At 69.8% G+C, this 23,673-nt stretch carries 27 protein-coding genes and 1 pseudogene; 8 read left to right on the top strand and 20 right to left on the bottom strand.

Going from position 1 to position 23,673, the window contains the following annotated elements:
• Positions 1-77: 77 nt before the first annotated feature.
• Positions 78-1,166, top strand: a complete 1,089-nt coding sequence (locus ACIA5C_RS34225) for a T3SS (YopN, CesT) and YbjN peptide-binding chaperone 1 (protein ID WP_396062459.1) — start codon at positions 78-80, stop codon at positions 1,164-1,166.
• Here ACIA5C_RS34225 and ACIA5C_RS34220 read toward each other — a convergent pair.
• Positions 1,161-1,613 (bottom strand): Lrp/AsnC family transcriptional regulator, encoded by a 453-nt coding sequence (locus tag ACIA5C_RS34220; RefSeq protein ID WP_396062457.1) that lies wholly within the window; start codon positions 1,611-1,613, stop codon positions 1,161-1,163. The two genes, ACIA5C_RS34225 and ACIA5C_RS34220, sit on opposite strands and share 6 nt — an antisense overlap.
• A gap of 67 nt (positions 1,614-1,680) precedes the next feature.
• Between ACIA5C_RS34220 and ddaH the strand changes: the two genes are divergently transcribed.
• Together ddaH and ACIA5C_RS34210 are read left to right on the top strand one after the other, a co-directional pair.
• Positions 1,681-2,508: a dimethylargininase gene (gene ddaH / locus ACIA5C_RS34215; protein WP_396062455.1), complete on the top strand. Its 828-nt coding sequence runs from the start codon at positions 1,681-1,683 to the stop codon at positions 2,506-2,508.
• 52 nt (positions 2,509-2,560) lie between these two features.
• The gene (locus ACIA5C_RS34210; RefSeq protein WP_396062453.1) at positions 2,561-3,139 is read left to right on the top strand and encodes a bacterial proteasome activator family protein; all 579 of its coding nucleotides are present in this window, start codon (positions 2,561-2,563) and stop codon (positions 3,137-3,139) included.
• A gap of 4 nt (positions 3,140-3,143) precedes the next feature.
• Here the strand turns inward: ACIA5C_RS34210 and ACIA5C_RS34205 are convergent, their stop codons facing one another.
• The 4 genes from ACIA5C_RS34205 to ACIA5C_RS34190 all read right to left on the bottom strand — a co-directional run bounded on the left by ACIA5C_RS34205 (position 3,144) and on the right by ACIA5C_RS34190 (position 6,900).
• Positions 3,144-3,938 (bottom strand): Cof-type HAD-IIB family hydrolase, encoded by a 795-nt coding sequence (locus ACIA5C_RS34205; RefSeq protein ID WP_396062451.1) that lies wholly within the window; start codon positions 3,936-3,938, stop codon positions 3,144-3,146.
• A complete protein-coding gene (locus tag ACIA5C_RS34200) occupies positions 3,938-4,750 on the bottom strand; it encodes an HAD family hydrolase (protein WP_396062449.1) in 813 nt (270 codons plus the stop codon). Before ACIA5C_RS34200 ends, ACIA5C_RS34205 begins: the two co-directional genes overlap by 1 nt.
• A 106-nt stretch (positions 4,751-4,856) precedes the next feature.
• Entirely contained in the window at positions 4,857-6,119 is a 1,263-nt protein-coding gene (gene serS, locus ACIA5C_RS34195) for a serine--tRNA ligase (RefSeq protein ID WP_396062447.1), read from the bottom strand.
• A gap of 58 nt (positions 6,120-6,177) precedes the next feature.
• The gene (locus tag ACIA5C_RS34190; protein ID WP_396062445.1) at positions 6,178-6,900 is read right to left on the bottom strand and encodes a hypothetical protein; all 723 of its coding nucleotides are present in this window, start codon (positions 6,898-6,900) and stop codon (positions 6,178-6,180) included.
• Between the two features lie 66 nt (positions 6,901-6,966).
• Here ACIA5C_RS34190 and ACIA5C_RS34185 point away from each other — a divergent pair, with 66 nt between their 5' ends.
• From ACIA5C_RS34185 to ACIA5C_RS34175, 3 genes are all read left to right on the top strand, one after another.
• Positions 6,967-7,398 (top strand): OsmC family protein, encoded by a 432-nt coding sequence (locus tag ACIA5C_RS34185; protein ID WP_396062443.1) that lies wholly within the window; start codon positions 6,967-6,969, stop codon positions 7,396-7,398.
• Between the two features lie 64 nt (positions 7,399-7,462).
• On the top strand, positions 7,463-7,810 hold the full coding sequence (locus ACIA5C_RS34180) for a metallopeptidase family protein (protein ID WP_396062896.1): 348 nt from the start codon (positions 7,463-7,465) through the stop codon (positions 7,808-7,810).
• A 40-nt stretch (positions 7,811-7,850) separates the two neighbouring features.
• Complete coding sequence (locus ACIA5C_RS34175) at positions 7,851-8,588, top strand: AIM24 family protein (protein ID WP_396062441.1); 738 nt, start codon at positions 7,851-7,853, stop codon at positions 8,586-8,588.
• 3 nt (positions 8,589-8,591) lie between these two features.
• Here ACIA5C_RS34175 and pheA read toward each other — a convergent pair whose 3' ends face one another.
• From pheA to ACIA5C_RS34150, 5 genes are all read right to left on the bottom strand, one after another.
• A complete protein-coding gene (gene pheA, locus ACIA5C_RS34170) occupies positions 8,592-9,539 on the bottom strand; it encodes a prephenate dehydratase (protein ID WP_396062439.1) in 948 nt (315 codons plus the stop codon).
• A 22-nt stretch (positions 9,540-9,561) separates the two neighbouring features.
• Positions 9,562-10,257, bottom strand: coding sequence for a hypothetical protein (locus ACIA5C_RS34165; RefSeq protein WP_396062437.1), 696 nt, complete (start codon positions 10,255-10,257; stop codon positions 9,562-9,564).
• 33 nt (positions 10,258-10,290) lie between these two features.
• Positions 10,291-10,680 carry an ACT domain-containing protein gene (locus ACIA5C_RS34160; protein WP_396062435.1) on the bottom strand — a complete coding sequence of 130 codons (390 nt, stop codon included), beginning with the start codon at positions 10,678-10,680 and terminating at the stop codon, positions 10,291-10,293.
• Between the two features lie 66 nt (positions 10,681-10,746).
• Positions 10,747-11,211: a hypothetical protein gene (locus ACIA5C_RS34155; protein WP_396062433.1), complete on the bottom strand. Its 465-nt coding sequence runs from the start codon at positions 11,209-11,211 to the stop codon at positions 10,747-10,749.
• A 94-nt stretch (positions 11,212-11,305) separates the two neighbouring features.
• Positions 11,306-12,046 carry a hypothetical protein gene (locus tag ACIA5C_RS34150; RefSeq protein ID WP_396062431.1) on the bottom strand — a complete coding sequence of 247 codons (741 nt, stop codon included), beginning with the start codon at positions 12,044-12,046 and terminating at the stop codon, positions 11,306-11,308.
• 304 nt (positions 12,047-12,350) lie between these two features.
• On the opposite strand from ACIA5C_RS34150, the gene ACIA5C_RS34145 reads away from it, so the two are divergent.
• On the top strand, positions 12,351-13,607 hold the full coding sequence (locus tag ACIA5C_RS34145; RefSeq protein ID WP_396062429.1) for an arginine deiminase: 1,257 nt from the start codon (positions 12,351-12,353) through the stop codon (positions 13,605-13,607).
• Here the strand turns inward: ACIA5C_RS34145 and ACIA5C_RS34140 are convergent.
• From ACIA5C_RS34140 to ACIA5C_RS34105, 8 genes and pseudogenes are all read right to left on the bottom strand, one after another.
• A complete protein-coding gene (locus ACIA5C_RS34140) occupies positions 13,593-14,474 on the bottom strand; it encodes a DUF5926 family protein (protein WP_396062427.1) in 882 nt (293 codons plus the stop codon). The genes ACIA5C_RS34145 and ACIA5C_RS34140 overlap by 15 nt on opposite strands.
• Before the next feature lie 87 nt (positions 14,475-14,561).
• On the bottom strand, positions 14,562-15,770 hold the full coding sequence (locus ACIA5C_RS34135) for a sensor histidine kinase (RefSeq protein WP_396062425.1): 1,209 nt from the start codon (positions 15,768-15,770) through the stop codon (positions 14,562-14,564).
• Positions 15,771-15,854: 84 nt separating this feature from the next.
• Entirely contained in the window at positions 15,855-16,640 is a 786-nt protein-coding gene (locus ACIA5C_RS34130; RefSeq protein WP_396062423.1) for a glycerophosphodiester phosphodiesterase, read from the bottom strand.
• Positions 16,637-16,972, bottom strand: coding sequence for a rhodanese-like domain-containing protein (locus ACIA5C_RS34125; protein ID WP_396062421.1), 336 nt, complete (start codon positions 16,970-16,972; stop codon positions 16,637-16,639). The genes ACIA5C_RS34130 and ACIA5C_RS34125 overlap by 4 nt, the downstream gene beginning before the upstream one ends.
• Positions 16,973-16,995: 23 nt before the next feature.
• The gene (locus ACIA5C_RS34120) at positions 16,996-18,144 is read right to left on the bottom strand and encodes an LCP family protein (RefSeq protein ID WP_396062419.1); all 1,149 of its coding nucleotides are present in this window, start codon (positions 18,142-18,144) and stop codon (positions 16,996-16,998) included.
• 92 nt (positions 18,145-18,236) lie between these two features.
• Positions 18,237-19,913 carry a cation acetate symporter gene (locus tag ACIA5C_RS34115; protein ID WP_396062417.1) on the bottom strand — a complete coding sequence of 559 codons (1,677 nt, stop codon included), beginning with the start codon at positions 19,911-19,913 and terminating at the stop codon, positions 18,237-18,239.
• Positions 19,913-20,278, bottom strand: coding sequence for a DUF485 domain-containing protein (locus tag ACIA5C_RS34110; RefSeq protein WP_396062415.1), 366 nt, complete (start codon positions 20,276-20,278; stop codon positions 19,913-19,915). The genes ACIA5C_RS34115 and ACIA5C_RS34110 overlap by 1 nt, the downstream gene beginning before the upstream one ends.
• A 137-nt stretch (positions 20,279-20,415) precedes the next feature.
• A pseudogene (locus ACIA5C_RS34105) lies at positions 20,416-20,916 on the bottom strand (flavin reductase family protein); the annotation flags it as partial.
• 125 nt (positions 20,917-21,041) lie between these two features.
• On the opposite strand from ACIA5C_RS34105, the gene ACIA5C_RS34100 reads away from it, so the two are divergent.
• Positions 21,042-21,269 carry a hypothetical protein gene (locus ACIA5C_RS34100; protein WP_396062413.1) on the top strand — a complete coding sequence of 76 codons (228 nt, stop codon included), beginning with the start codon at positions 21,042-21,044 and terminating at the stop codon, positions 21,267-21,269.
• Here the strand turns inward: ACIA5C_RS34100 and ACIA5C_RS34095 are convergent.
• Both ACIA5C_RS34095 and ACIA5C_RS34090 read right to left on the bottom strand, forming a co-directional pair.
• Complete coding sequence (locus ACIA5C_RS34095) at positions 21,266-22,852, bottom strand: ABC transporter permease (protein WP_396062411.1); 1,587 nt, start codon at positions 22,850-22,852, stop codon at positions 21,266-21,268. The two genes, ACIA5C_RS34100 and ACIA5C_RS34095, sit on opposite strands and share 4 nt — an antisense overlap.
• On the bottom strand, positions 22,843-23,631 hold the full coding sequence (locus tag ACIA5C_RS34090; RefSeq protein ID WP_396062409.1) for an ABC transporter ATP-binding protein: 789 nt from the start codon (positions 23,629-23,631) through the stop codon (positions 22,843-22,845). Before ACIA5C_RS34090 ends, ACIA5C_RS34095 begins: the two co-directional genes overlap by 10 nt.
• Positions 23,632-23,673: the final 42 nt, after the last annotated feature.

Raw genomic sequence — 23,673 nt, 5'->3', positions numbered from 1 at the left:
CCCGCCCACCGCCTGAGAAGGCGGACGAGGGGGCCTGGCGTCGCTCGATAGGGTGACGGGAACGGAGGTGACGATCCATGACGGCAGGAAGTGCCGCGGGTGAGTCGAGCGAGGGAGTTCTGCTCGACGAGCCCACCACGGCCGATTTGCGGGCCAAGGTGACCGAGGCTTGGCAGGAGTTCGCGGGGGCGTTGGCGTCCGTGCTGGCCGAGGCCGGTCCGGGGACGCACATCGATCTGACGCTCGATCCGACCGCCTCCGGCACCGGCATGGCGGTCTACTCGGTGAGCATCCGGGCGCTGCCCGACGGCGTGGTCGAGGCCCTGGCCGTCGGCAACGCCGAGCTGCCCGAGGGCTACCGGATGGATCGGGCCACCGTGGCCTCCCTGGTCGCGCTCGGCTGGTCGCCGCCCGGCGTGCTGCCCGGCTCGGGTGACTCGTTCGGTGTGCGGTCGTCGGCCGACAAGGCCAAACAGCTCGCCACCGTCATCACGCGCACCCTGCGCGATGTCTACGGCGCCCCGCACCCCGCTTTTCTGGTCTATTTCGTGCACGACGACGAGGACGAGCCGATCGAGGTGGCGCCGCTGGCCACCGCGCGGCACGAGCCGACCCTCGATGCCGGGCTCAACTTGGAAGATCTTGACGAGAACGGCGAGCTGACCGAGGCTTTGGCGTCGGCGGCCGACGAGGTGGTTCCGCTCGACGAGCGGGTGCGTACGGTCGTCGCCACGATGTCGAAGACCACGATCGACCAGCTTCAGGTCGACAACGACGGTGACATCGGCATCCGGGCCGGCTCGGCCATGGTGTTCGTCCGGGTGCGGGACAATCCGCCGCTGGTCGACGTCTTCTCGCCGATCCTGACCGAGGTCGAGCCGACCGAGCAGCTGTACATGAAGCTGTCCGAGCTGACGAACCGCATGCCGATCGGCCGCCTTTACTGCGCTCAGGACACGGTGTGGGCGTCGATCCCGGTCTTCGGGCGTAACTTCCAGGCCACCCACCTCATGCTGGCCGTGCAAGTGATGACCGGTCTGGCCGACGAGCTCGACGACCGGTTGCACGGCGAGTTCGGCGGGAAGCGGTTCTTCGGCGAGGGTGACAAGCCGACGTCGAAGGACAAGGAGAGCGGCGACGACCACCGCACGGGGATGTACCTATAGCGGCATCGGCGTGGGGGTTTCCACCAAGCGGGACAGCACGACCATGCTCCGGGTCGAGGTCACGAACGGCTCGGCCCGCAGTTTTTCCAGCGCCTGTTCGAGGTGGCCGATGTCGGCTGCCCGCAGGTGCACGAGCGCGTCCGCCTCGCCGGACACGGTGTAGGCGCCGACCACTTCGGGGTGCCGCCGGGTCGCGACGGTGATCTGCGCCGGTGTGGTGCGCCCGGTGCAGAACAGTTCGACGAACGCTTCGGTTGTCCAGCCCAGGGCGGCCGGTTCGATGACGGTGGTGAATCCCTTGATGACCCCGCTCGACCGGAGCCGGTCGACGCGTCTTTTGACTGCGGGGGCGGACAGCGAGACCTTTGCGCCGATCTCGGCGTAGGACGCCCGTGCGTCCGACACCAGCAACGCAATGATTCGCTGGTCTACGACGTCCATCTGCAACGATTCGCCTCCAACGAGCAAGATTTCCGGCTGTTTCGACCGTCCAAGGCTACCTACGCTTTACCCCATGAGCTACCCGGAGCGTATCCCCCGTAATCGGACATATCTCATGTGTCCGCCTGAGCACTACACGGTGGAATACGCGATCAACCCGTGGATGGACACCACGATCGCGGTTGACGCGGCGCTCGCCCTCAAGCAGTGGGACCTGCTGCGCACCACGCTCGACGATCTCGGCCACACCATCCACGTCCTCGAGCCGGTCGCCGGCCTGCCCGACATGGTCTACGCGGCCAACGGCGCGTTCTCGGTCGACGGCCGGGTCTACGGCGCCCGTTTCAAGTACCCCCAGAGGTCGGCCGAGGCCGTCGCTCACCAGGGCTTTTACCGTACGGCTGGCTGGAGTCTGACGATCGGCGAGCAGGTCAACGAGGGTGAGGGCGACTTCGCGTACCTCCCCGAGGCGTACGGCGGTCTGGTGCTGGCCGGCTACGGCTTCCGCACCGACCCGGCGGCCCACGCCGAGGCCCAGGAGGTGCTCGGCCGTCCGGTGCTCTCGCTCCACCTCGTCGACCCCGCGTTTTATCACCTCGACACCGCCCTGGCCGCGCTCGACGACCGTCACATCGCGTACTACCCGGGTGCCTTCTCGCCCGCCTCGCAGCAGGTCCTTGCGCAGCTGTTCCCCGACGCCGTGCTTGCCGACCGGGCGGACGCGGAGGCGTTCGGGCTCAACCTGGTCAGCGACGGTCGGCACGTGATTCTCAACACCGAGGCGGTCGCGATGGGCGACAAGGTGCGGGAGGCCGGCTACCTGCCCGTACACGTCGAGTTGACCGAGCTCAAGCGTGGTGGCGGCAGCGTCAAATGTGCCGTCGCGGAGCTGAGGCACTGAAGGCGGCATGGCCGCAAACGAATGCCTGGAGCCGGTGCGGGAAGATAGACGCATGACCGACGAGACCCGCACCGAGCAGAAGCAGGAAGACGGCTCCGTCATCGTGGTCGGCCCGGACGGCCGCCCGATGGGGACGATCGACGCCGACGGCACGGTCAACCCGGAGGAGCCCGGCAACCTGATCGAGCAGCCGGCCAAGGTCATGCGCATCGGCAGCATGATCAAGCAGCTGCTGGAGGAGGTGCGGGCGGCGCCGCTCGACGAGGCCAGCCGCAACCGGCTGCGCGAGATTCACCATCGCTCGATCATCGAGCTGGAGGATGGCCTCGCCCCCGAGCTGCGCGAGGAGCTCGAGCGGCTGTCGCTGCCGTTCGAGGGTGAAACCCCGCCCAGCGAGGCCGAGCTGCGCATCGCCCAGGCTCAGCTGGTGGGCTGGCTCGAGGGCCTCTTCCACGGCATCCAGGCCGCGCTGGTCGCCCAGCAGATGGCCGCCCGCCTTCAGCTCGAGCAGATGCGCGGCGGCGGTGGCCGGCCGGCGCTGCCGATGGGCGCCGGCGGCATCCTGCCCGGCATGCCCGGCGCCCCCGCTCCGCAGGGCGGCCCGGACGGCCGCACCGGCCAATATCTGTAGGGATTCAGAGACCGAACTCTTCAGTCAGATAGAGCGCGACCCCGTCCTCGTCGTTCGTGCGGGTCACCTCGTCGGCCACCGCGCGGGCGGCCGGGTGCGCGTTGCCCATGGCGACGCCGTGGCCGGCCCAGGCCAGCAGCGGGATGTCGTTGGGCATGTCGCCGAAGGCGAGCACTTCGGAGGCGTCGATGCCCTCCCGTTCGCAGAGCCAGGCCAGCCCGGCCGCCTTGGTGACCGCCGGCGCGGAGATTTCGACGAGCGCGCTGCTTGACGAGTGCGTCGTCTCGACCACTTCGCCCAGTGTGCGGCTGACCAGCTCGTAGAAGGCGTCCGCCTCGTGGGTCGTCGAGCGGGCGAGCAGCTTCACCGCCGGCACCGAGGTCAGCTCCTCCGGGGTGGACAGCAGCCGCACCTGATGGGGTACGTTTTCCCAGCGTACGGGCCAGGTCTCCTCGTACCGGAAGGCGCGCCCGTCCTCGACTTCGACCGCCAGGGCGACGTCCGGCACCGCCTCGCGCAGCCTTTTGCTCACGTCGAGCAGCAGGTCGGTCGAGAGCGGGTTGGCCAGCAGGATCTCGTCGTGGACGGGGTCGTAGATGACGGCGCCGTTGGCGCAGACGGCCGGCACGGGTGAGGACATCTGGTTGTAGAGCTGCTGCAGCCAGCGAACCGGTCGGCCGGTCACCAGGACGAACGGCACCGGCAGTGCGGCAAGGGCTTCGACCGTACGCGGGCTGAGGGTGCCGTCGCTGTGGATGAGGGTGCCGTCGATGTCGCTTGCTACAAGGTTAAAACGCATCACCTGGACAGTAACTTGTCGAGGTAGACCGCCACGCCGTCCTCGTCGTTGGTCAGCGTCACCTCGTCGGCCACCTCGAGCAGCACCGGGTGCGCGTTGGCGACCGCCACCCGGCTCCAGCCGGCCCAGCCGAACATCGGCAGGTCGTTGGGCATGTCACCGAAGACCAGCACATCGGCCGGGTCGACGCCGACCGCCTCGGCGACCACCGACAGGCCGGTCGCCTTGTTCACGCCCGGCGGGCAGATCTCGACGTAGTCGAGGCCGGCCTGGGTGACCGATGCCACGTGCTCGGGAACCACCCGGCGGGCCACCTCGAGCAGGTCGTCGACGTGGTGCCCGAACGACCGCACGAACGCCTTGATCACGTTGCCGGAGAGGCACTCGGCGCGCGTCCGTGGCAGGACCGTGACCGGGTAGCGCCAGGTCGGGTCGAAGTCGCCCCAGAGTGGCGCGTCGTCGTGCTCGAGCGCTTCGATCATGACCGACAGCCGGCCGACCTCGGCCTCGAGCGCGGCCAGGACCGGCACGAGGTCGGCGCCGGAGAGCCACGACTGGCGGAGGTAGGCCGATTCGGCCTGGTCGAGCACCCAGCCGCCCTGGGCCATCACGAGGAAGTCCGCCGCGCGGATGTCCTGGCGGATCAGCGACGTGAGGCGGGGGCCGCGCCCGGTGGCGCCGACGATGCGGATGCCGGCCGCCCGGACCCGGTCGAGAACCTCATGGGTGTACGCGGACACCGTGTCGTCGCTGCGTACGAGCGTGCCATCGAGATCTGTCGCGACGAGCTTGGGGAGTCCAGGCTTGGTCATGGTGCCTCCGAGGTGGAACGACCCCCGCGGAGGGCGGAAGGGAAAAGTTACACCTATCCGGCTACCAGCGGCTATGACTTCTGGTAGCCGGACGGTGTATTAGCAGTTAGCGCTGGGGTTCAAGAAGATCACGACCGCCGAGGTAGGGCTGGAGGGCCTTCGGCACCCGCACCGAGCCGTCCGGCTGCTGGTGGTTTTCCAGGATCGGAATCAGCCACCGGGTGGTCGCGAGCGTGCCGTTGAGCGTGGCCGCGGTCTGCGGCTTGCCGTCCTCGTCGCGGTAGCGGATGTTGAGCCGCCGGGCCTGGAACGTCGTGCAGTTGGAGGTCGAGGTGACCTCGCGGTAGCGGCCCTGCGACGGCACCCAGGCCTCGCAGTCGAACTTCCGCGACGCGCTCGAGCCGAGATCGCCGCCGGCCACATCGATCACCCGGTATGGGATTTCGACCTTGGCCAGCATCTCCTCTTCCATCGCCAGGAGCTTGAGGTGCTCGTCGACCGCCTGCTCGGGCCGGCAGAACGAGAACATCTCGACCTTGTCGAACTGGTGCACCCGCAGGATGCCGCGGACGTCCTTGCCGTACGACCCGGCCTCGCGCCGGTAGCACGACGACCAGCCGGCGAAGCGCTCGGGCCCGGCCTCGAGATCGAGGATCTCGTTCGCGTGGTACGCGGCGAGCGCCACCTCCGACGTGCCGACCAGGTAGAGGTCGTCGGCCTCGAGCCGGTAGACCTCGCTGGCGTGCGCGCCGAGGAAGCCGGTGCCCTCCATCGACTCGGGCTTGACCAGCGACGGGGTGATCGACGGGGTGAAGCCGTACTCCGCCGCCTGGGCGATCGCCATCTGCAGCAGCCCGAGCTGGAGCAGCGCCCCGACCCCGGTCAGGAAGTAGAACCGCGCGCCCGACACCTTGGCCCCGCGCTCCATGTCGATCGCCCGCAGCGCCTCGCCGATCTCGAGGTGGTCCTTCGGGTTGTCGATCGCCGGCCGGTCGCCGACCTCGCGCAGCACGACGAAGTCGTCCTCGCCGCCTGGCGGCACGCCGTCCTGCACGACGTTGGGCACCGCGAGATGGGCCGCGCGAAGGGCCTCGTCGGCCGCGCCCGCCTCGGCCTCGGCCACCTTGACCTCGGCCGACAGTTCTTTCGTACGCGCGAGCAGCGCGACCCGCTCGTCGCCGGATGCTTTGGGCACCTGCTTGCTGAGGGATTTCTGCTCCGCCCGCACCGACTCGAACCGCTGCGTGGCCGCCCGGCGCTGCTCGTCGGCGCGCAACAGGGAGTCGACCACCTCGGTGGACTCGCCGCGCAGTCGCTGGCTGGCGCGGATCAGCTCGGGGTCTTCGCGTAGCAGACGCAGGTCAATCACGATTGCCGAGCCTACCGGCGACCCGGTCCGGTCATCACCCGGATATCCCCGTCGTCCGTTATCCGGCGGGCCGGTCGTGGCCGGCGGCCCCCGAGGTGAACGGCGTGGTCGAGGTGACGGTCAGGTCGAAGGGCTCCTCGGTGTCTTCCGGATCGTCCTCGTCGTCCGGCCGGCGCCACGACCAGACGGTCGCCTCGTCGGCATCGGCGTCGGGGGCCGACGAGGACCGCCCGGCCAGATAGAGCGCGGCCACCGCCAGCACCACGGCGATCAGCGCACACCACAGCCCACGCCCGTACGCCACCTTGAGCTGGTTGCTGTTGAGCTCGAGCGTGTAGAGCCGGGAGAAGAGGCGGCTCTGGTCGCCGAGCAGCGAGGTGAGGGAGAGCAGCACGCCGAGCACCGCCCCGCCGATGCCGAGCCCGGCCAGCCGCGCGTAGCGCCGTCCGGGTGCCGGCCCGAGGAGGGTCAGGACCATGGCCGCCACGAGCAGGAACAGCCCGGTCAGGTAGGCGCCGCCGAACGCACCGAGGTCGGCCAGGTCGGTCGGCAGCACCTTGTCGCCTAGCTCGCCGTTGCCCAGGGCGGCCGCGTCGACCGTGGTGACCTGCCACTCCGAGATCAGCGACGCGAAGGCGGCCACCGCGGCGAGCACCGCCCCGATCGGGATCAGGCGCCGGTCGGCGAGCAGTTCGCGTCCGAACCCGCTCAGGCTGCGGCGCCGTGGGACAGCCGGCAGCGAGCCGAACTCGATCACGGGAGGCTGGTGCGGCACGGGCATGGCACCCATGATGGCCCGTGCCCGGTCGGCCGACCAGCGACGTCGCGATGCACTAGCGTTTCCGTCATGCCTATCAACACTGCTACTGCTCGCTGGGAAGGGAACCTCGCCGAGGGTTCCGGCTGGATGAAGACCGGCAGGGGTGGTCTTCAGGGCAACTACTCCTTCAAGTCGCGCTTCGAGGAGGGTGAGGGAACCAACCCCGAGGAGCTCATCGGCGCCGCGCACGCCGGCTGTTTCTCGATGGCCTTCGCGAACGCGCTGTCCCAGGCCGGCTTCGTGCCCACCTCGGTCGACACGATCGCCCGGGTCAAGCTCGAGAAGACCGACGCCGGCTTCGCGATCACCCGCATCGAGCTCGACACCACGGGCAACGTGCCCGGGGTCGACGAGGGCACGTTCCAGAAGATCGCCGAGGACGCCAAGGCGAACTGCCCGGTCTCCAAGCTGGTCTCTCCGGGTGCCGACATCGTCCTTACGGCAACGCTGGCTTCCTGAACGACCCGCCAAACGTGCCGGTGCGCTCGCATCGGCACGTTTGGCGCACAATGAGTCGGTGCCGGTGGAGATGAGCAGTGAGCGCTTCGAGGAACTGGTCGGTGAGGCTCTCGACGAGGTGCCGGTCGAGCTGCTTTCTCTCATGAACAACGTGGTGTTCCTGGTGGAAGACTCGCCACCGGGCGGTGGCGACGACCTGCTCGGCGTCTACGAGGGCACCGCGCTGACCGACCGCGGCTGGGACTACTCCGGCACGCTGCCCGACCGCATCACCATCTTCCGACTGCCGACCCTGAAGGTCTGCAACACCGAGACCGACGTCGTCGACGAGGTCGCGATCACCGTGGTGCACGAGATCGCCCACCACTTCGGCATCGACGACAACCGGCTGCACGAACTGGGCTGGGCCTGACCTCCTACTCTGGTTCGAAACACGTCACAGGAGGTTGTGCATGCGCAGCGAGCTTTTCTCGAAGGACAACCTCGAGAAGGAGTCGGACCAGCCCGGTCTGCGACTCCAGAACTCCAAGCTGCTCAAGGCCGAGCTCAACGGCGATTTCATGGCCCGGCAGGGCTCGATGGTGGCTTACCAGGGTCAGGTCCAGTTCGAGGCGCTCGGCTCCGGCGGGATCGGCAAGTTCCTCAAGCAGAAGCTGACCGGCGAGGGCGTTCCGCTGATGCGGGTCCGTGGACAGGGGGACGTCTTCCTCGCCGAGCGCGCCGCCGACATCCACCTGATCGACCTGGAGCAGGGCGACGCGCTGTCGATCAACGGCGCCAACGTGCTCGCCTTCGACTCGACTCTTCAGTACGACGTCCGCATGACCAGCGGCGGCGCGGGCATGATGTCCAACGCCGGCCTGTTCAACTGCGTCTTCACCGGGTACGGCCGCATCGCGGTCACCACCAAGGGCACCCCGGTCGTGCTCTCGGTCGACCAGCCGACCTACGTCGACCCGCAGGCCGCGATCTGCTGGTCGGCCAACCTGCAGACCGGCTTCCACCGGGCCGAGCAGCTGGGCCTGGGCACGCTGATCGGCCGCACCACCGGCGAGCGGTTCACGATGAGCTTCGCCGGGCAGGGTTTCGTCGTCGTGCAGCCGTCCGAGGAGACGACGCATGGCCTGGCCGGCGCCGCGCACGGTCAGCAGCAGAGCGGCGGCATCCTCGGCAACCTACTCGGAAACTGAGGGTCAGATCGTCTCGCCGGCTCGGATCCGCGCCAACCAGGCGGCCGAGTCGGCGAAGTCCGTGTCGGACAATCCCTTCGGCGAGGCCACCGGTGCCTCCCGGGTCAGCCGGTGCCGCGGGTAACTGCCGAGGAAGCGGACCTCGGCGCAGATCCGGCGAAGGCCCTGAAGGGCCTCGCCGAGCCGCGGTTCGGCGACATGTCCGGAGCAGTCCAGGAAGAAGACGTACGTCCCGAGCTGCTCGCCGGTCGGGCGCGACTCGATGCGGGACAGGTTGATGCCGCGTACGGAAAGCTCGGTCAGCACCGCGACCAGCGTGCCCGCCTCGTCGTGCGGAATCGAGACGGCGAGTGAGGTGACATCGTCGCCGGTCGGCGGGCCCGGCGGGCCCGGCCGGGTCAGCAGCGCGAAGCGGGTGACCGCGTCGGCGTGATCGGCGACCTTTTCCGCCAGCACGGTCAAGCCGTGGCGTGGCACCCCGATCGGCGCGCAGAGGGCCGCGTCGTGCTCGCCCGCGGCCGCGCTGATCGCGGCGGCCGCGTTGGAGAGCATGTCGACCACGGTCGCGTCGGGCAGGTGGGCCAGCAGCCAGTTGCGGCACTGGGCCGAGGCCTGGGGGTGCGCGGCCACCGAGCGGATGCGGGACAGCGGGGTGAGCTCGCGGGCGGCCAGCACGAACTCGACCGGCAGTACCACCTCGCGGGTGATCATCAGCGTGCTGCCGGTGGCCAGCTCGTCGAGCGTGACCGGCACGGCGCCGCCGACCGAGTTTTCCAGCGGGACCAGCGCGGCCTCGGCGTCGCCGGCGCGCACCGCCTCGAGCGCCTCGGGCACGCTGCGGGCCGGGACCCGCAGGCCGTGCTCGGCGGCCGGGATCGTCCGAAGCGCGGCCTCGGTGAACGTGCCTTCCGGGCCGAGGTAGACGAATCGGGTGGGTGGCGTGCCGGGCATCCGCAAAGTCTAGTCAGACCGCTCAGAAGCCACAGGCCATGACCCGGATGCCGGCCGGGGCGTCCTTCTGCACCGGGTCGTTGCACACGTCCGAGCCGGCCGTGACCAGCTGGAGAGCGCTGCCCGGCCCGACCGCGACCACGAACAGCGGATCCTGCTTGTTCTGGGCCTTGCTCGCGATCCCGACCAGGGCGAACGACCAGTCGTCGGCGCAATAGGGCCCGTCGAAGACCTTGAGCGTCTCCTTCGGGATGCCCTTCTTGCCCTTGACCAGCGTGAGCATCTGCGCGGCGGACGGCTGAGTGGTGCCGGCGCAGTGGGCGGCGTGCGACGGGGTCGGGGTGGGCGAGTTCGTTGTCGCCGCCCGGGTGGTCGTGGTGGCTACCGGCGGGGTGTAGCCGCCGGCGCCCGGATAACCCCCAGCGCCCGGATAACCCCCAGCGCCCGGATAACCCCCGACGCCCGGATAACCGCCGGCTCCCGGATAGCCGCCGGGCGGATAGGCCGGGGTCGGCGCGAGGCCGGTCGGTTGCGGCGCGCCGGTGGGGAGGGCCGCCGACGGCAGGCCGCCGGACGGCTGCGCGCTGGGCAGGTCGGAGATGGGTGGGGAGGTGGGCAACGGCTGTGGCGGCTCGCCACAGGCGGCGAGCAGCAGCGGTACGCCGCCGGCGAGCAGAGCCACGCTCAGAAGCGGCGTGAGTCGTGTGCGGGGGAACACGGGCACATGGTAGGCCCGCCGCCTGAAAACCCGTCAGGAGGCGATGCGGTGCCCGGCCGCCACCAGTGTGGCCACCGCCTCGCGCAGTCGCACGGCCGGCACCAGGAGGTAGTCGGTCGTGTAGGTCGAGAACGTCACGATGTTGACCCGGGCGTCGGCCAGCGGGCCGATCAGCGACGCCAGCACACCGGTCAGCGCCAGATCGAGCGGGCCGACCACGCGCAGGCAGCGCCAGGCAGTGTCGGCGATCGCGTCCTCGGGCACCCGGTCGCTCGGGCAGATGATCGACAATTCGTCGGGGTCCCAGCTCAGGGAGATCACGCTCTTGTCGTCCGGCCCCCGGGTCAGCGTGGCGGGCAGCGGCGATCCGGCCGGCAGCCGGCACACCGCGTACTCCTCCGGCAGCAGGTCGAGATCAAGCATGAGGGCAGACTACGTTTCCGACGCGTTTCGCATAATCCCCGCGGAGTGCGGCGAGCGCCACAACGCTCAATAGCGAACGGCTGAGAAGAACGTCAATGCGCCCAGCACCCGCTGCTCTCCGTCGAGCAGCGGCGTGGAGATGGCGTCGACGATCAGGGGCGCCGCGCCCGGCCCGGGCACGACCCGCATGAGACCGCGGGCCAGCCGACCGCTCTTGACGGCCAGCAGCGGCGGAATGTTGCCGGCGTCGGGGTCTTCCAGAGCACCCGCGTTGGCCGTGAAGTCGATCAGGGAGATCTGCGCGGTGAACTGCTGACCGATCGCCTCGGCCGGCTTGTCCAGGCCGAGCAGCTCGCTGCAGGCGGGCGACAGGGCGGCGATCGTGCCCTCATTGTTGATGATCAGACAGGGTTCGGCTGCGGCCATCACCGTGGACGTCCACCGCTCGACACTGCTCAGGAACTCGGCCTCGACCGGTGTCCGCGCCTGCGGCACGAACGCTCCCGAGAGTGAGAGCTCGACGTGCGCCACTCGCTCCTCCTCGCTCCTTCGAGCAGCCCCGGAGGTGCCGCGGTCTCTCGGTGCGAGGACCGCGGCTCACCCGAAGGCCGCGCTCAAAGGAACGTTACCGGCGAGCTGGGCGCTTGTCAGCGGCCGTTTGTCCGTCGCCGTACCAGCGATAGTCGCCGGCCGGGCGATAGGGGGCGTTGGCCCAGGTCGCGGGGTTGTTCGCCACGGCTGAGAGTTTGCTCGCGGTAGCCGGCGAGATGCGCGCGCCACCGGCGATCAACAGCCTGTCAAGTTCCTTGTCGGTGGCGACCAGGACCTCCTTGGGCAGGCCGTGGACGCTGATCACGCCCGACCCGACGAAGGTGAGGACCGGGGTGACCGGCACGCTCAGTCCGACCGCGGCGGAGAGGGCCTTGCCCGCCCGCCGGGCTTCCCGGCGCGCCTCGGCCACGTACGCCGGGCGCTTCCCGTTGATCTGCACGACGTCACCGGCGATGAGGACGCGGGCGCGGCCGTGGTCGGCCACGGTCACGGCGTAGACACCGCCGGGGCCGATGGCGAGGAAGCCGGCGCGGTCGTCGGCCGGGTCGGGTTCGGCGTAGGTCGAGGACTCGGCGCGCGGCCAGTCCACGATGTGCCAGTTGGGTCCGAGTCGGTCGAGCCGGGTCAGCGCGCGGTTGCCCGCGGCCTCGAGACGGCGGGCGTCCCGGTCGGCGCGGCGACGGCGCATCCAGTCGGCGGCGGTGACGCGAGGCGGCTCCGAGGGGACCGGCATGAGCTCGGTGCGGCGATCGGGGGCTTGTAGGGCCTTGCTTGGGGCGGGCAGAGCGGCAGGGCGTGCTGAGAAGACAGTCACTTTCGACCTCCGGCAAAAGGTCCTTGGGCTCTCTTTCCACTACCGTACGTGCTCGACCCCATACAGAAGCAAGTCACGGTAGGGGAAAGAAAGGGGAGTGAGTGGGGATGAATGCCACATTCACGCACCACGACTTCTTGCGTATGGCGCATCTCGAACTTTCTGCTCTCCCCGATCGGCCAGTTCAAGAACCAAGTTAGCCTCACCTTCGCTCCGGCGCACCGATGTCTCATGATCTAGTCAGAACGTCATCGGGCGACCGCGCCGAGTATCGGAAGATCGACCGGTGGACTACGGTCGGGCTGTGGGGCATTACGTCGACAGTGAAGTCAGCCGCCTGCGCACCGTCATGCTTCATCGACCGGGGCCTGAGCTGGCTCGACTCACCCCTCGGAACAACGATTCGCTGCTCTTCGACGGCATCCCGTGGGTCGGCCGGGCCCAGGAGGAGCACGACGCGTTCGCCGAGGCGCTCCGCTCCCGCGGCGTGGAAGTGATCTATCTCGCGGAACTGTTGGCCGAGACGCTGGCCGTGCCCGAGGCCCGGGAAGAGGTGATCTTCGGGGTGCTGGAGGACCGCCGGCTCGGCGAGACACTCCGGAGCAAGGTCGCCGACTTCCTCAGCGACCAGGACGAGCTGCGGCTGGCCGAGATCCTGACCGGTGGCCTCGCCCACGAGGAGCTCAAGCCCAACCCGGGCGGCCTGGTCTACGAGATGATGCACCACCACGACTTCGTGATCGATCCGCTGCCCAACCTGCTCTTCACCCGCGACTCGTCGGTCTGGGTGCACGACCGGGTGGCGGTCACCAGCCTGGCCATGCCGGCCCGGCGGCGCGAGACCACGCTCACCAACGCGATCTACCGCTACCACCCCCGGTTCGCCGGCACGGGCGTGCTCTTCGACCCCAACCTCGAGCACCTCGAGGGCGGCGACGTGCTGCTGCTCGGCCCGGACGTGATGGCGATCGGCGTCGGCGAGCGTACGACCCCGGCCGGCGCCGAGCGGCTGGCCCGCCGGGTCTTCGAGGCGGGGTCGGCGCACACCATCCTGGCCGTGCCGATCGCACAGGAGCGGGCGACCATGCATCTCGACACCGTCTGCACGATGGTCGACGTCGACGCGGTGGTGATGTACCCGAACATCGCCCACGCGCTGCAGGCGTTCACCGTGGTGCCGGGCCCGGACGGCCACCCCGAGGCGACCGGTCCGCGGCCGTTCCTCGACGCGGCGGCGGAGGCGATGGGCATCGACCGGCTGCGCATCATCGACACCGGCCTCGACCCGGTGACCGCCGAGCGCGAGCAGTGGGACGACGGCAACAACACCCTCGCCATCGCCCCGCGCCTCTGCGTCGCCTACGAGCGCAACGTCGAAACCAACGCCCAGCTGGAACGGGCCGGCATCGAGGTGGTTCGCATCAGCGGCTCCGAACTGGGCAGCGGCCGAGGCGGCCCCCGATGCATGAGCTGCCCCGTAGATCGAGTCCCGCTACACACCTCAGAACGAGCCGCAAAGCGCGCCGAACGAAGCGAGGCCATAAATTCAGCGCAGAGTTAGCTGGCGTCCGATCAGGCCCTGCTTGGCCCGCCGGGCATCGGCGTCGAGCGGCCCGGTCTCGGCCAGCGTGTCGGTGTAGCGCTTGGCGAAGTCGGCCAGCGGCGCCTCCCAGTCGGCCGCCTCCGCGTCGCCCGGGATGTCCCAGACCGGCACCAGCAGGCCATGGGCGCGGAACATGCCGGCGAACTTGGTGCCCTCGCCGAGCAGCAGATCACCACCCGCGGACAGCCGGCTCAGCGCGTCGAGCGCCTGGTCCTCGGCCTCCGGCAGCACCCAGCGCACGTGGCCCTTGTCGGGCGCGACCCGGCACCAGTACGCCGCCCGCCCCGCCGACAACCGCACGGTCGGGTAGATCGAAGCGTTGGCCCGCTCCAGCGACGCCTTCACGTTCGGGTCGTCGGCCTGTTCGGCGTCGAGCCAGTATTCGAAGCCGTCCTGCATGGTGATCTCGAGCGGGCCGTCGGCCAGGATGTCCTGCAGGCGGGGGCCCTCACCGGGCAGCGCCGGCACCGACACCGTGTCGCCGGGCTCGGTGCGCAGCGCGCTCAGGATCGCCACGGCCAGGTCGCGGGAGACGTCACCGGACTGCACGTGCCGCTGCAGGCCGATGAAGACGCGGCCGTCCTGGCGGGTCATCGCCGGCCAGGCCATCGGCAGCACGGTCGAGAGGGTGACCGGGCGGTCGCCGTACTCCTCGATCACCTCGGGTTTGAGGAGGAGCGGCGCGGACGCGGCCGGCACCAGCTCGCGCAGCGCGATCCACTCCGTCTCGTCGGTCAGGCCCTCGAAGGGGCGGGCGACGAAGATGTCGCGCACCTTCTCGCGCTTGGGGGCGGCGTTCTGGCGTGGGTTCCGGCGCTTGCTCACGGGCAGACAGCCTAGGCGAGGCTGCCAGTAAAGGGACACTCCACCCGGACGTGTCGGAATCGATCTAGGGCATGGCCCGGCAGGACGTCAGGCGCGGGGCAACCGGACCTCGGCGGTCGTGCCCCCACCCTCCCGAGGCCGCAGGGACACCCATCCTTGCTGGCGCTCGACCAGCCGGCGTACGAGATAAAGCCCGAGCCCGGCGCCGGGGTGAGCTCGCCCGGCGCCGTTGGAGTCGGCCTGCCAGTAGCGTTCGAAGGCCCGCTCGACGTGCTCGGGCCGGATGCCGACGCCCCGGTCGGAGACCCGGAACCGCAGCGTCTCCTCGTCGGCCCCGGCGCACAGCTCGACCGGGGTGTCGGAGGGCGAATATTTCTCGGCGTTGGTGGTCAGCTCGGTCAGGATCGTCGCGATCGAGTCGCGCTCGCCGTACGCCCTGGGCAGTTCGGCCGGGAGGTTGTCGAGCACGAGCCGGCGGCGCAGGTCGGCCGGCAGTTCCTCGGCCGCCGCCCGCAACGCTTCGGGCAGGTCGAACGGGCCGGCCGGCGCGACGCCCAGCTCGCCGTCCTCGCTGGCCGCCGAGAGCAGCCGGTCGACCAGCCGGGCCAGCTCGCCGGCCCGGGTGCCGATGATGCGCGCGGCCTCCTTGCGCCCCGGGTCGCCCAGCGAGTCCCAATGGTGGGTGAGCGTGTCGGCGTACCCCTTGATAACCGTGACCGGCGTGCGCAGCTCGTGGCTGGTGACCGCGACCCAGAGGTCGCGGTTTTCCTGGCGGCGGGTCCGCGCTGCCGCCTCCCGCGCGTCGCCGTAGACCGGCAGGCCGGAGTCGTGCGAGTAGAGGCGCCCGACGTACGACGCGAGCAACTCCAGCACGGCGTGGTGCTCGGGACCCGGGTCGCCGGCGTCGGCGCCGAAGTAGACGTGCAGCGAGCCGAAGACCGTGTCGCCGGCCTCGCAGCGCGCGCCCAGCATCTGGTGGAGGTCGGCGCCCTCGATCTGGCGGGCGAACTCGTCGTTGACCGAGTCGAGCGGGATGAGCTCGGTGCGGCCCGGCCGGCGACCGTCGTCGCGGGAGACCCGCCGGCCGATCGCGTGCTCGCAGGCGCCGGTCGCGGCGACCACCCGGCCGTGGCCGGGCGCGTATTCGGCGAAGCCCGCGCCGAGGCCACCGAGGATCTCCTGGGCCAGGCGTACGACCTGCTGGAGGACGGCCAGGCCCGCCTCGCCGGAGTTGATCCGGTCGAGGATCGCGATCTGACCCCGGGTCAGCGCGGCGTAGTCGGGGCGGTCCGGCATGCTTGCGAGTGTCCCCCGCTGGAAGGATTTTGGGCAGGTGGCTGGGCGCGGAACTGCACGGTAATCACACCACCGTGTCCGGCATCACAGGGCCTCGAGATGGTCGAGCACGAACCTCGGCCGGTCGGTGATCACGCCATCGACCTGCTGATCGAGCACCATCTTGAGGTCCCTCTCGGCGTTGACCGTCCAGACGTACGCCTGGTGGCCGGCCGCCTTGACGGCCGGCAGCAGCCCGGGGCGGCCCCGCACCAGTCCGACGCCGGGCCCGGCGATGCGCGCGCCGAACGGCAGGCGGCCCCGCCCGACTCCCGGCGGCAGTATTTCGAGCAGGTAGACCGTCGGGACGCCCGGCGCCTGGTCCCGGATGCGGCGCAACGCGAGCGCGGCGAACGACATCACGGTCACCTGCACCGGCGAGTCGGGCCGGGGATCGGCCAGGCCGTGCCGGCGCAGCAGCCCGACCAGCCGGCGCTCGACCTCGGCGCCGTAGCGTGACGGATGCTTCGTCTCGATGAGCAGTCGCACCGGCCGCCCGCACCCACGGAGAGCTTCCAGCAGCCGGTCGAGGGTGAGCAGCCGGGTGAGGTCGGGCAGGGGCTCCTCGTCGTGGAGATAGCCCGGATGCCAGGAGCCGAAGTCGAGCCGGTCGAGTTCGGCCAGCGTCTTGGTGCTGACCAGGCCGCGCCCGTTGCTGGTGCGGTCGAGGCGCCGGTCGTGCACGCAGACCAGGTGGCCGTCGCGGGTGAGGCGGACGTCGCACTCGACGCCGTCCGCCCCGTCCTCGATCGCCCGCAGGTACGCGCCGAGCGTGTGCTCGGGCAGCGCGTCGGCCCCACCTCGGTGGGCGAAGACGAGCGGTCTGTTCATAGGACGCGGGCCGGTTGTCCGTTCTCACTGACCATGTCGCGGCCGGCGCCGGCCCACGACTGCATGCCGCCGTCGAGGTTGCGCACGTTGTCCCACCCGTTGCCGAGCAGGTAGGAGACGACCTGGCCGGAGCGGCCGCCGGAGCGGCAGACGACGACCACGTCGACATCGGTCGGGACCTCGGCCATGCGGGCCGGGATCTCCATCATCGGGACGTGGTGCGCGCCCGGGGCGTGGCCGGTCGTCCACTCCTCGGGCTCGCGCACGTCGAGCAGGTAGGCGTCGGCGGGGACGTCGTTTGGGGTGACGTTGGGTACTTGCGGTCCGTACACGGTTTCAAGCCTAAGGGTCGGGGTCAGCTCTTCTTGACGTAGGGACTCATCTGGTCGTTCTTCACCGCGTTGAACAGGGCCAGCGCCTTGTCCCGGTCGGAGAGCACCACCGACTGGCCGTCGACGGTCGCACTGCCCTTGTTGGGCATCGTGATGAAGGTCAGATCGTTGGCGCGGATGCTGCGGAACTGCACCGCCGCGTCGGTCAGCGAGAATTCCTTGTCGACCGTGACCGCCTTGGTGACCGACTTGAGGAAGTTGTTGAGCTTGGTCGGGCTGGTCAGTACGCCGCTGCTCGACGCCTTCGTCATCAGGGCCTTGAGGAACTGCTGCTGGTGCTCCTCGCGGGCGAAGTCACCGCGGGCGAACTGGTAGCGCTGCCTCACCCAGTCGAGCGCCTGGTCGCCGTTCATGTGCATCATGCCCTTTTTGAACACCCGGTGTGGCTTGTGGATCGAGGTGATCGTCTGGTCGACGTAGAGGTCGACCCCGCCGATCGCGTTGACCACGTCCTTGAAGCCGCCGAAGTCGATCGCCACGACGTTGTCGACCCGCACGCCGGTCAGGCACTCGACCGTGTGCACCGCCCGGGGCAGCCCGCCGAAGGCGAACGACGCGTTGATCTTGGCACGGCTGCCCTGGTCACAGGGGGCGCTGTCGCTCTTGGGCACGGTCACCCACGTATCGCGGGGGATCGAGATGAGCTGGGCGTTCTTGTGGTCCTTGGGCACGTGCATGAGGATGAGGGTGTCGCTGCGCCAGGCGTTCGCCTTGCCGTCGTTGGTGTCCGGGTCACGCGAGTCGCTGCCGAGCAGCAGGATGTTCTGCGCCCCCGACACGAGCGCCTTGGGCCGTTCGCCGGTGAGCGAGGAGAACGCATCGGTCCGCTTCAGCCCGTCGTCGAGGTTCGACGCATAGCTGTAGAGCGAGATGCCGGCGATCAGGCCGATCACCACGACGGCGATGCCGGCCAGCAGAGCGATGCGCCCCCAGCGGGGCCGCATCCGGGGTTTGTACGCCTTGCCGGGCCGGTAGGGATCCTGAGGACCACCGTATTGATCACCCGAGGACACGCCCGCCCGCCCCGAGGGACGGTTCGAGCCTCGGTCGCCGCTCTGCGGGACCGAGGCTCGTCCGGACGAGTTGCCATGAGGGGACGTGGGCGCTGACATAGCACCAGGTTACGTACGTGAGACCAGCCTGCCCGGTCATCGGCACCGGCTCGGCACAAAGGGGGGAGGCAATAGTGCTCCCCCCGTCACGCTCAGTGTGCTCCGAACCCGGTCAGGCTGCGGACCTCCAGCTCGGCGTACTTCTCGGTGTCATCCTCCTTCGAGAGTTTCGCGCCGATCCAGCCGCACAGGAAGCCGATCGGGATCGAGATGATGCCGGGGTTGGACAGCGGGAACCACTGCCAGTCGTGGTGCGGGAACATGGCTGTCTCGGTGCCGGAGACGACCGGCGAGAAGAAGACCAGCACCACCGAGACGATCAGGCCGCCGTAGATCGACCACAACGCGCCCGAGGTGTTGAACCGGCGCCAGAACAGGCTGTAAATGATCGCCGGCAGGTTGGCCGACGCCGCGACCGCGAACGCGAGCGCGACCAGGAAGGCCACGTTCAGGTTCTGCGCGAAGATCGACAAAGCGATCGCGACCGCGCCGATCACCAGGGCGGAGAACCGGGCGACCTTCACCTCGTCGCGCTCGGCCGCCTTGCCGCGGCGGATGACGTTGGCGTAGAAGTCGTGCGCCACGCTCGACGACGACGCCAGCGTGAGGCCGGCGACCACGGCCAGGATGGTGGCGAAGGCGACCGCGGCGATCACGGCGAGGAAGATCGATCCGCCGGTGTCGCCGCCCAGGAAGCGGTGACCCAGTTCCTGGGCCAGCTGGGGTGCGGCGGTGTTGCCCGCCTTGTCCTGCGCGGTGATCGCCTTGCTGCCGACCAGGGCCGCCGCGCCGAAGCCGAGGGCCAGGGTCATCAGGTAGAAGACGCCGATGATGCCGATCGCCCAGAGCACGCTCTTGCGGGCCACCCGCGCGGTCGGCACCGTGTAGAACCGGGTCAGGATGTGCGGCAGGCCGGCCGTGCCGAGGACCAGCGCGATGCCGAGCGAGAGCAGGTCCATCTTGTTGTAGAAGGTCTGCGTCGCGTCGCCCGCCACCTCCTTGCCGTAGCGCAGGCCCGGTTCGAGGAACGCCGCGCCCTTGCCGGACTGGGTGGCCGCGTCGCCGAGCAGCGACGACAGGTTGAACTTGTAGTGCGCCAGCACCAGCACGGTCATCACGAAGGCGCCGATCATCAGCATGAACGCCTTGGTGATCTGGACGTACGTGGTGCCCTTCATGCCGCCGACCACCACGTAGACGATCATCAGCGCGCCGACCAGGATGATCGTCCAGACCTTGGCCGCGCCGGCGGTCAGGCCCAGGAACTTCTGGTCGCCGCTGATGCCGAGCAGCAGGGAGACCAGGGCGCCGGCGCCGACCATCTGGGCGATCAGATAGAAGATCGACACGACGATCGTGGAGACGCTGGCGGCCGTACGCACCGGGCGCTGACGCATCCGGAACGCCAGCACGTCGGCCATCGTGTAGCGGCCCGAGTTACGCAGGAACTCGGCCACCAGCAGCAGCGCGACGAGCCAGGCGACCAGGAAGCCGATCGAGTACAGGAAGCCGTCGTAGCCGTACAGGGCGATCAGGCCGGCGATGCCCAGGAACGAGGCCGCCGACATGTAGTCGCCGCCGATCGCCATGCCGTTCTGCCAGCCGGAGAACTGCCGGCCACCGGCGTAGAAGTCGGTTGCCGTGCGGGTCTGGCGGCTCGCCCAGATGGTGATCGCCAGCGTGATCGCGACGAAGATCAGGAACAGGACGATGGTCAGCGTCCGCGAGGTCGACGTGGTCCCCGCGGCGGCCAGGAAGTGGCTGGGCATCACTCCGCCGCCTCTCGGTCAGGGCCGGCCTTGCTGTCCAGTCCGGCTTTGATGGCGTCGGCGAGCGGGTCGATCTTCTGGGCCGCGTAACGGGAGTAGTACCAGGCGATCAGGAACGTGGAGACGAACTGCAGCAGCCCGAAGATCAGGGCCACGTTGATGTTGCCGACCACCTTGGCGCTCATGAACCCTCGCGCGTACGCCGAGAGCAGCACGTACAGCAGGTACCAGAGGAAGAACGCCACCGTCATCGGGAAGACGAAGTTGCGGAGCGTCGTCCGCAGCTTGCTGAAGTCGGCGGATTGCTGGGTAGTTCGATATCTCTCGTCCGAGGACGCGGGCACTTCGGGTACTTCAGTCGTCACCGGGATTCACCACCCTCGTATGTGGGGCGCGGACTTTTCCCGGCAACGTATGGATAGATGATGCTCTAGCTGAGGCTCCGGTCGGTGGTTGCGCCGAGCGGCTTTCCCGCTGCGCCGAGCGGGTCAGCGGTCGGTCGTTAAATGGTGACTTTCCGATATCGACCGCGGTAGTGGACGAGCGGAGCCGGGTCGGGGCCGGCCTCGACGGTCTCGATGACGGCCTCGACCAGCAGCGCCCAGCCGCAGGGGCGGTGGCTCTCGAGACGGCATCCGGCCCAGGTGGCGGCGTGCGCCGGAACCGGGCCATAGGCGGTCTCGGTCCAGTCGCCGGTCGCGAAGAGGCCGCCCGGCGCGGGCGTCAACCCGGCGAAACGGTCGGCCAGTTGCTGGTCGGCCGGGGTCAGCGGGGTCACGGCGAAGCGTCCCGACCGCTCGGCGGCCGCCCAGAAGTCGGCCTCCTCGTCGATCAACCCGAGAATGCGGCCCGGGTCGCCGTCGGCGACCAGGATCGACGACACGGTGAGGCCGGCCGGGCCGGCCGAACTCCAGAGGGTCACCGGCGCGGCGAGACGGCCGCGCAGGCGGCGTACGTCCGACTTGTCGCCCTCTGGTGTGGCGAAAGGGTCGCTGGTGTGGATCGTCACGTACGCCATTCTGTCCCCTGGACGAGGGACCGCGTTTGCAGATGCTGCATTGCGCTATCGGTGCAGATAGATCGATGGGTAGGTTCGGTCGCTGGGGGAACAGCGGAGGAGGCCCGCGAATGTATCCCGAGAGCCTGCAGCCCGGCGACGTGGTGCGCGTCGACGGGAAAGCCAGCGTGCAATTCCAGGGCGAGTGCTCGATGAGGTTCCGGGTCATCCGGGTCGATCCGCGCAGCACCTACGACGGGTGGCTGTGGCTGGAAGGCTACGTGCTCGGCCCGGAGGGCGACCCCTTGCAGCGCCGGCGCATCTTCGTCCGCCGCGAGGGGCTCCACGCCGCCGTTTAGCTGCGGTTCTCACGGATCGTGGCCAGCAGTTCGGGCATCCGGCGGTCGAGCATGTCGGCCGAGACGCCGATGCTGATCAGATAGGCCGCCAGGCCGTAGGCGACGCCGACCGGCAGGCCGATCCACCACCAGACCGGCCCAAGGAAGTAGGCCACGATCTGCAACGGCAGGCTGCCGAGCACCGCGCCGAGCAGCACACCCATGGTGAGCAGGCCCTTGGCCATGCCGGCGCCGGACGACATCGCGAACGGACTCGCGCTCTCCGGCAGCGGATAGGCGGCCCGGATCGAGACCGGCAGAACCAGGGCCAGACCGACGCCGTACGCCGCGAGCAGCAACCCGAACTCACCGGCGATCGTCCACGGGCGTCCCGACATCGCGCCGATCACGATCGCGTCGACCGCGAACAGCGGCACCACGTAGATCGCGTGCGCGATCACCCGGGACTGGATCTCGATCCGCCCGGGCACACCCGCGACGATGTTGGCCGCGTACGCGTTGCCGTCCATGCCGAACTGGTTGGCCAGGGCGATCGCGGCCAGCCCGCCGATCAGGATCACGAGCGCGCCGGGCGAGCCGTCGCCGATCGACAGCGAGATCGGCAGGAAGAGCCCGGCCACCATCAGCGTGACCAGGGTGGCCCGCCGCCGGGTCTCGCGGAACCAGTAGCGCATCTCGCGGGCGATCAGGGCGCCCGACCGGGTGGCGGGCAGACCGCGCACGAGCAGCCGGCGCACCGGTGTGCGTGCCGCGTCGCCGGCCCGGACCGGGCCGCGCCCGGCCGACGAGGTGCCGAGCATCGCCCGTTCCAGGGTCCGGCTCCACCACCAGAGCAGGGCGACTCCCGCGGCGATCACGATCGAGAGCCGCAGCGGCACGGCCCAGAACCGTCCGGCCGCGATGTCGAGGCCGAGCGAGTACGGCGCGCCGACCGGGGTCCAGCCCAGGGCGTCGGCCAGGTAGGCGACCGTGTCCCAGTCGGCGCGCTGGGCGGCCGAGAGCACCAGCAGCTGCAACGGGCCGAGCAGCGCGGCCGTCACGGCGAGCAGGATCGTCGCCAGGTCACGGGCCCGTCGCGACCGCAGCGCCTCGGCGAACGCGCTGGTGACGGCCCGGCTCAGGGCCACGCCGAGCAGCAGCCCCAGCACGACCCCGACCAGTTGGGCGACGGCCGCGACCGGGCCGCCGAGCCGGGCCGCGGTGTCGACCATGCCGAGCGTCGCGACCAGAGTGGACAGTGCCGGGATGCCGGCCAGCGCGGCCGTGAACAGGCCCGCGATCAGCGTGCGGCGACGCAGCGGGAGCAGGGCGAACCGGGCCGGGTCGAGCGACTCGTCGATGCCGAAGAAGAGCAGCGGCAGGAACAGCCAGCCCAGCACCAGGACGCCGCCGGCCAGCGGAAGGACGATGCGGGCCGCGTGCTCGTTGCCGAGCACCCCGGGTACGGCCAGGCCCGCGTAGCCGAGGACCGCGAAGAGGCCGCCGGCGAGCACGCCGAACACGAACAGGGCGATGCGTGCGGGCTTGCCCCGCAGCCCGTTGGCGGTCAGCTTGAGCTTGAGCCGGACGAACGTCACAACCACGCGAGCTCCGAGCCGGTCGCGACCCGGCCGCCGACCACCTGCACGAAGACCTCTTCGAGGGAGCGGTCACCGCGCACCTCGGCGAGCGTGCCGTGCATCCGGAGAACGCCGTCCGACATGATCGCCACGTGGTCGCAGAGCCGCTCGACGACCTCCATGACGTGGCTGGAGAAGACCACGGTGCCGCCGCCCGACACGTACCGCTGGAGGATGTCGCGGATCAGCGCGGCCGACACCGGGTCGACCGCCTCGAACGGTTCGTCGAGCACCAGCAACCGCGGCGCGTGGAGCAGCGCGCAGGCCAGGCCGATCTTCTTTTTCATCCCCGCCGAGTAGTCGACGACCAGGGTGCGGTTGGCGGTGCCGAGTTCGAGGACCTCGAGCAACTCGTGGGCTCGCCGGTCGACGGTCGACGCGTCCATACCGCGGAGCAGGCCCTGGTAGGCGAGCAGTTCGGGCCCGGTGAGCCGGTCGAACAGGCGCACACCGTCGGGCAGCACCCCGAGCCTCGCCTTGGCCGCCGCCGGGTCGCTCCACACGTCGTACCCCAGAAGGAAAGCCTGACCGGCGTCGGGCCGCAGGAGGCCGACGGCCATGGACAACGTCGTGGTCTTGCCGGCCCCGTTGGGGCCCAGGAGGCCGAAGAAGGACCCGGCCGGAACCTCCAGGCTGACCTGGGCCACCGCGAGTTTGGTGTCGAAGTGCTTGACCAGACCGCGAAGGGACATCGCCGCGGCCGGTGGCTCGGGGCGGCGCTGAGCAGGCACGGCAGAGGTCATAGGAAGAAAACTAGTGAAACGGAGCGGGTCCGGGCCACCCCG

It is taken from the genome of Actinoplanes sp. NPDC051343 (assembly GCF_044455125.1).
GTDB lineage: Bacteria > Actinomycetota > Actinomycetes > Mycobacteriales > Micromonosporaceae > Actinoplanes.
Note: the sequence above shows the minus strand (reverse complement) of the source record. Positions and strands in the feature narration are given on the sequence as shown.

Bases quoted from the DNA above. Each gene is read 5' to 3' on its own strand.
- ACIA5C_RS34225 (WP_396062459.1), top strand. From the start codon at position 78: ATGACGGCAGGAAGTGCCGCGGGTGAGTCGAGCGAGGGAGTTCTGCTC.
- ACIA5C_RS34210 (WP_396062453.1), top strand. From the start codon at position 2,561: ATGACCGACGAGACCCGCACCGAGCAGAAGCAGGAAGACGGCTCCGTC.
- ACIA5C_RS34205 (WP_396062451.1), bottom strand. From the start codon at position 3,938: ATGCGTTTTAACCTTGTAGCAAGCGACATCGACGGCACCCTCATCCAC.
- ACIA5C_RS34115 (WP_396062417.1), bottom strand. From the start codon at position 19,913: ATGCCCAGCCACTTCCTGGCCGCCGCGGGGACCACGTCGACCTCGCGG.
- ACIA5C_RS34120 (WP_396062419.1), bottom strand. From the start codon at position 18,144: ATGTCAGCGCCCACGTCCCCTCATGGCAACTCGTCCGGACGAGCCTCG.
- ACIA5C_RS34135 (WP_396062425.1), bottom strand. From the start codon at position 15,770: ATGCCGGACCGCCCCGACTACGCCGCGCTGACCCGGGGTCAGATCGCG.
- ACIA5C_RS34200 (WP_396062449.1), bottom strand. From the start codon at position 4,750: ATGACCAAGCCTGGACTCCCCAAGCTCGTCGCGACAGATCTCGATGGC.
- ACIA5C_RS34190 (WP_396062445.1), bottom strand. From the start codon at position 6,900: ATGCCCGTGCCGCACCAGCCTCCCGTGATCGAGTTCGGCTCGCTGCCG.
- ACIA5C_RS34130 (WP_396062423.1), bottom strand. From the start codon at position 16,640: ATGAACAGACCGCTCGTCTTCGCCCACCGAGGTGGGGCCGACGCGCTG.
- ddaH (WP_396062455.1), top strand. From the start codon at position 1,681: ATGAGCTACCCGGAGCGTATCCCCCGTAATCGGACATATCTCATGTGT.
- ACIA5C_RS34160 (WP_396062435.1), bottom strand. From the start codon at position 10,680: ATGCTTGATCTCGACCTGCTGCCGGAGGAGTACGCGGTGTGCCGGCTG.
- pheA (WP_396062439.1), bottom strand. From the start codon at position 9,539: ATGCCCGGCACGCCACCCACCCGATTCGTCTACCTCGGCCCGGAAGGC.
- ACIA5C_RS34175 (WP_396062441.1), top strand. From the start codon at position 7,851: ATGCGCAGCGAGCTTTTCTCGAAGGACAACCTCGAGAAGGAGTCGGAC.
- ACIA5C_RS34090 (WP_396062409.1), bottom strand. From the start codon at position 23,631: ATGACCTCTGCCGTGCCTGCTCAGCGCCGCCCCGAGCCACCGGCCGCG.
- ACIA5C_RS34185 (WP_396062443.1), top strand. From the start codon at position 6,967: ATGCCTATCAACACTGCTACTGCTCGCTGGGAAGGGAACCTCGCCGAG.
- ACIA5C_RS34100 (WP_396062413.1), top strand. From the start codon at position 21,042: ATGTATCCCGAGAGCCTGCAGCCCGGCGACGTGGTGCGCGTCGACGGG.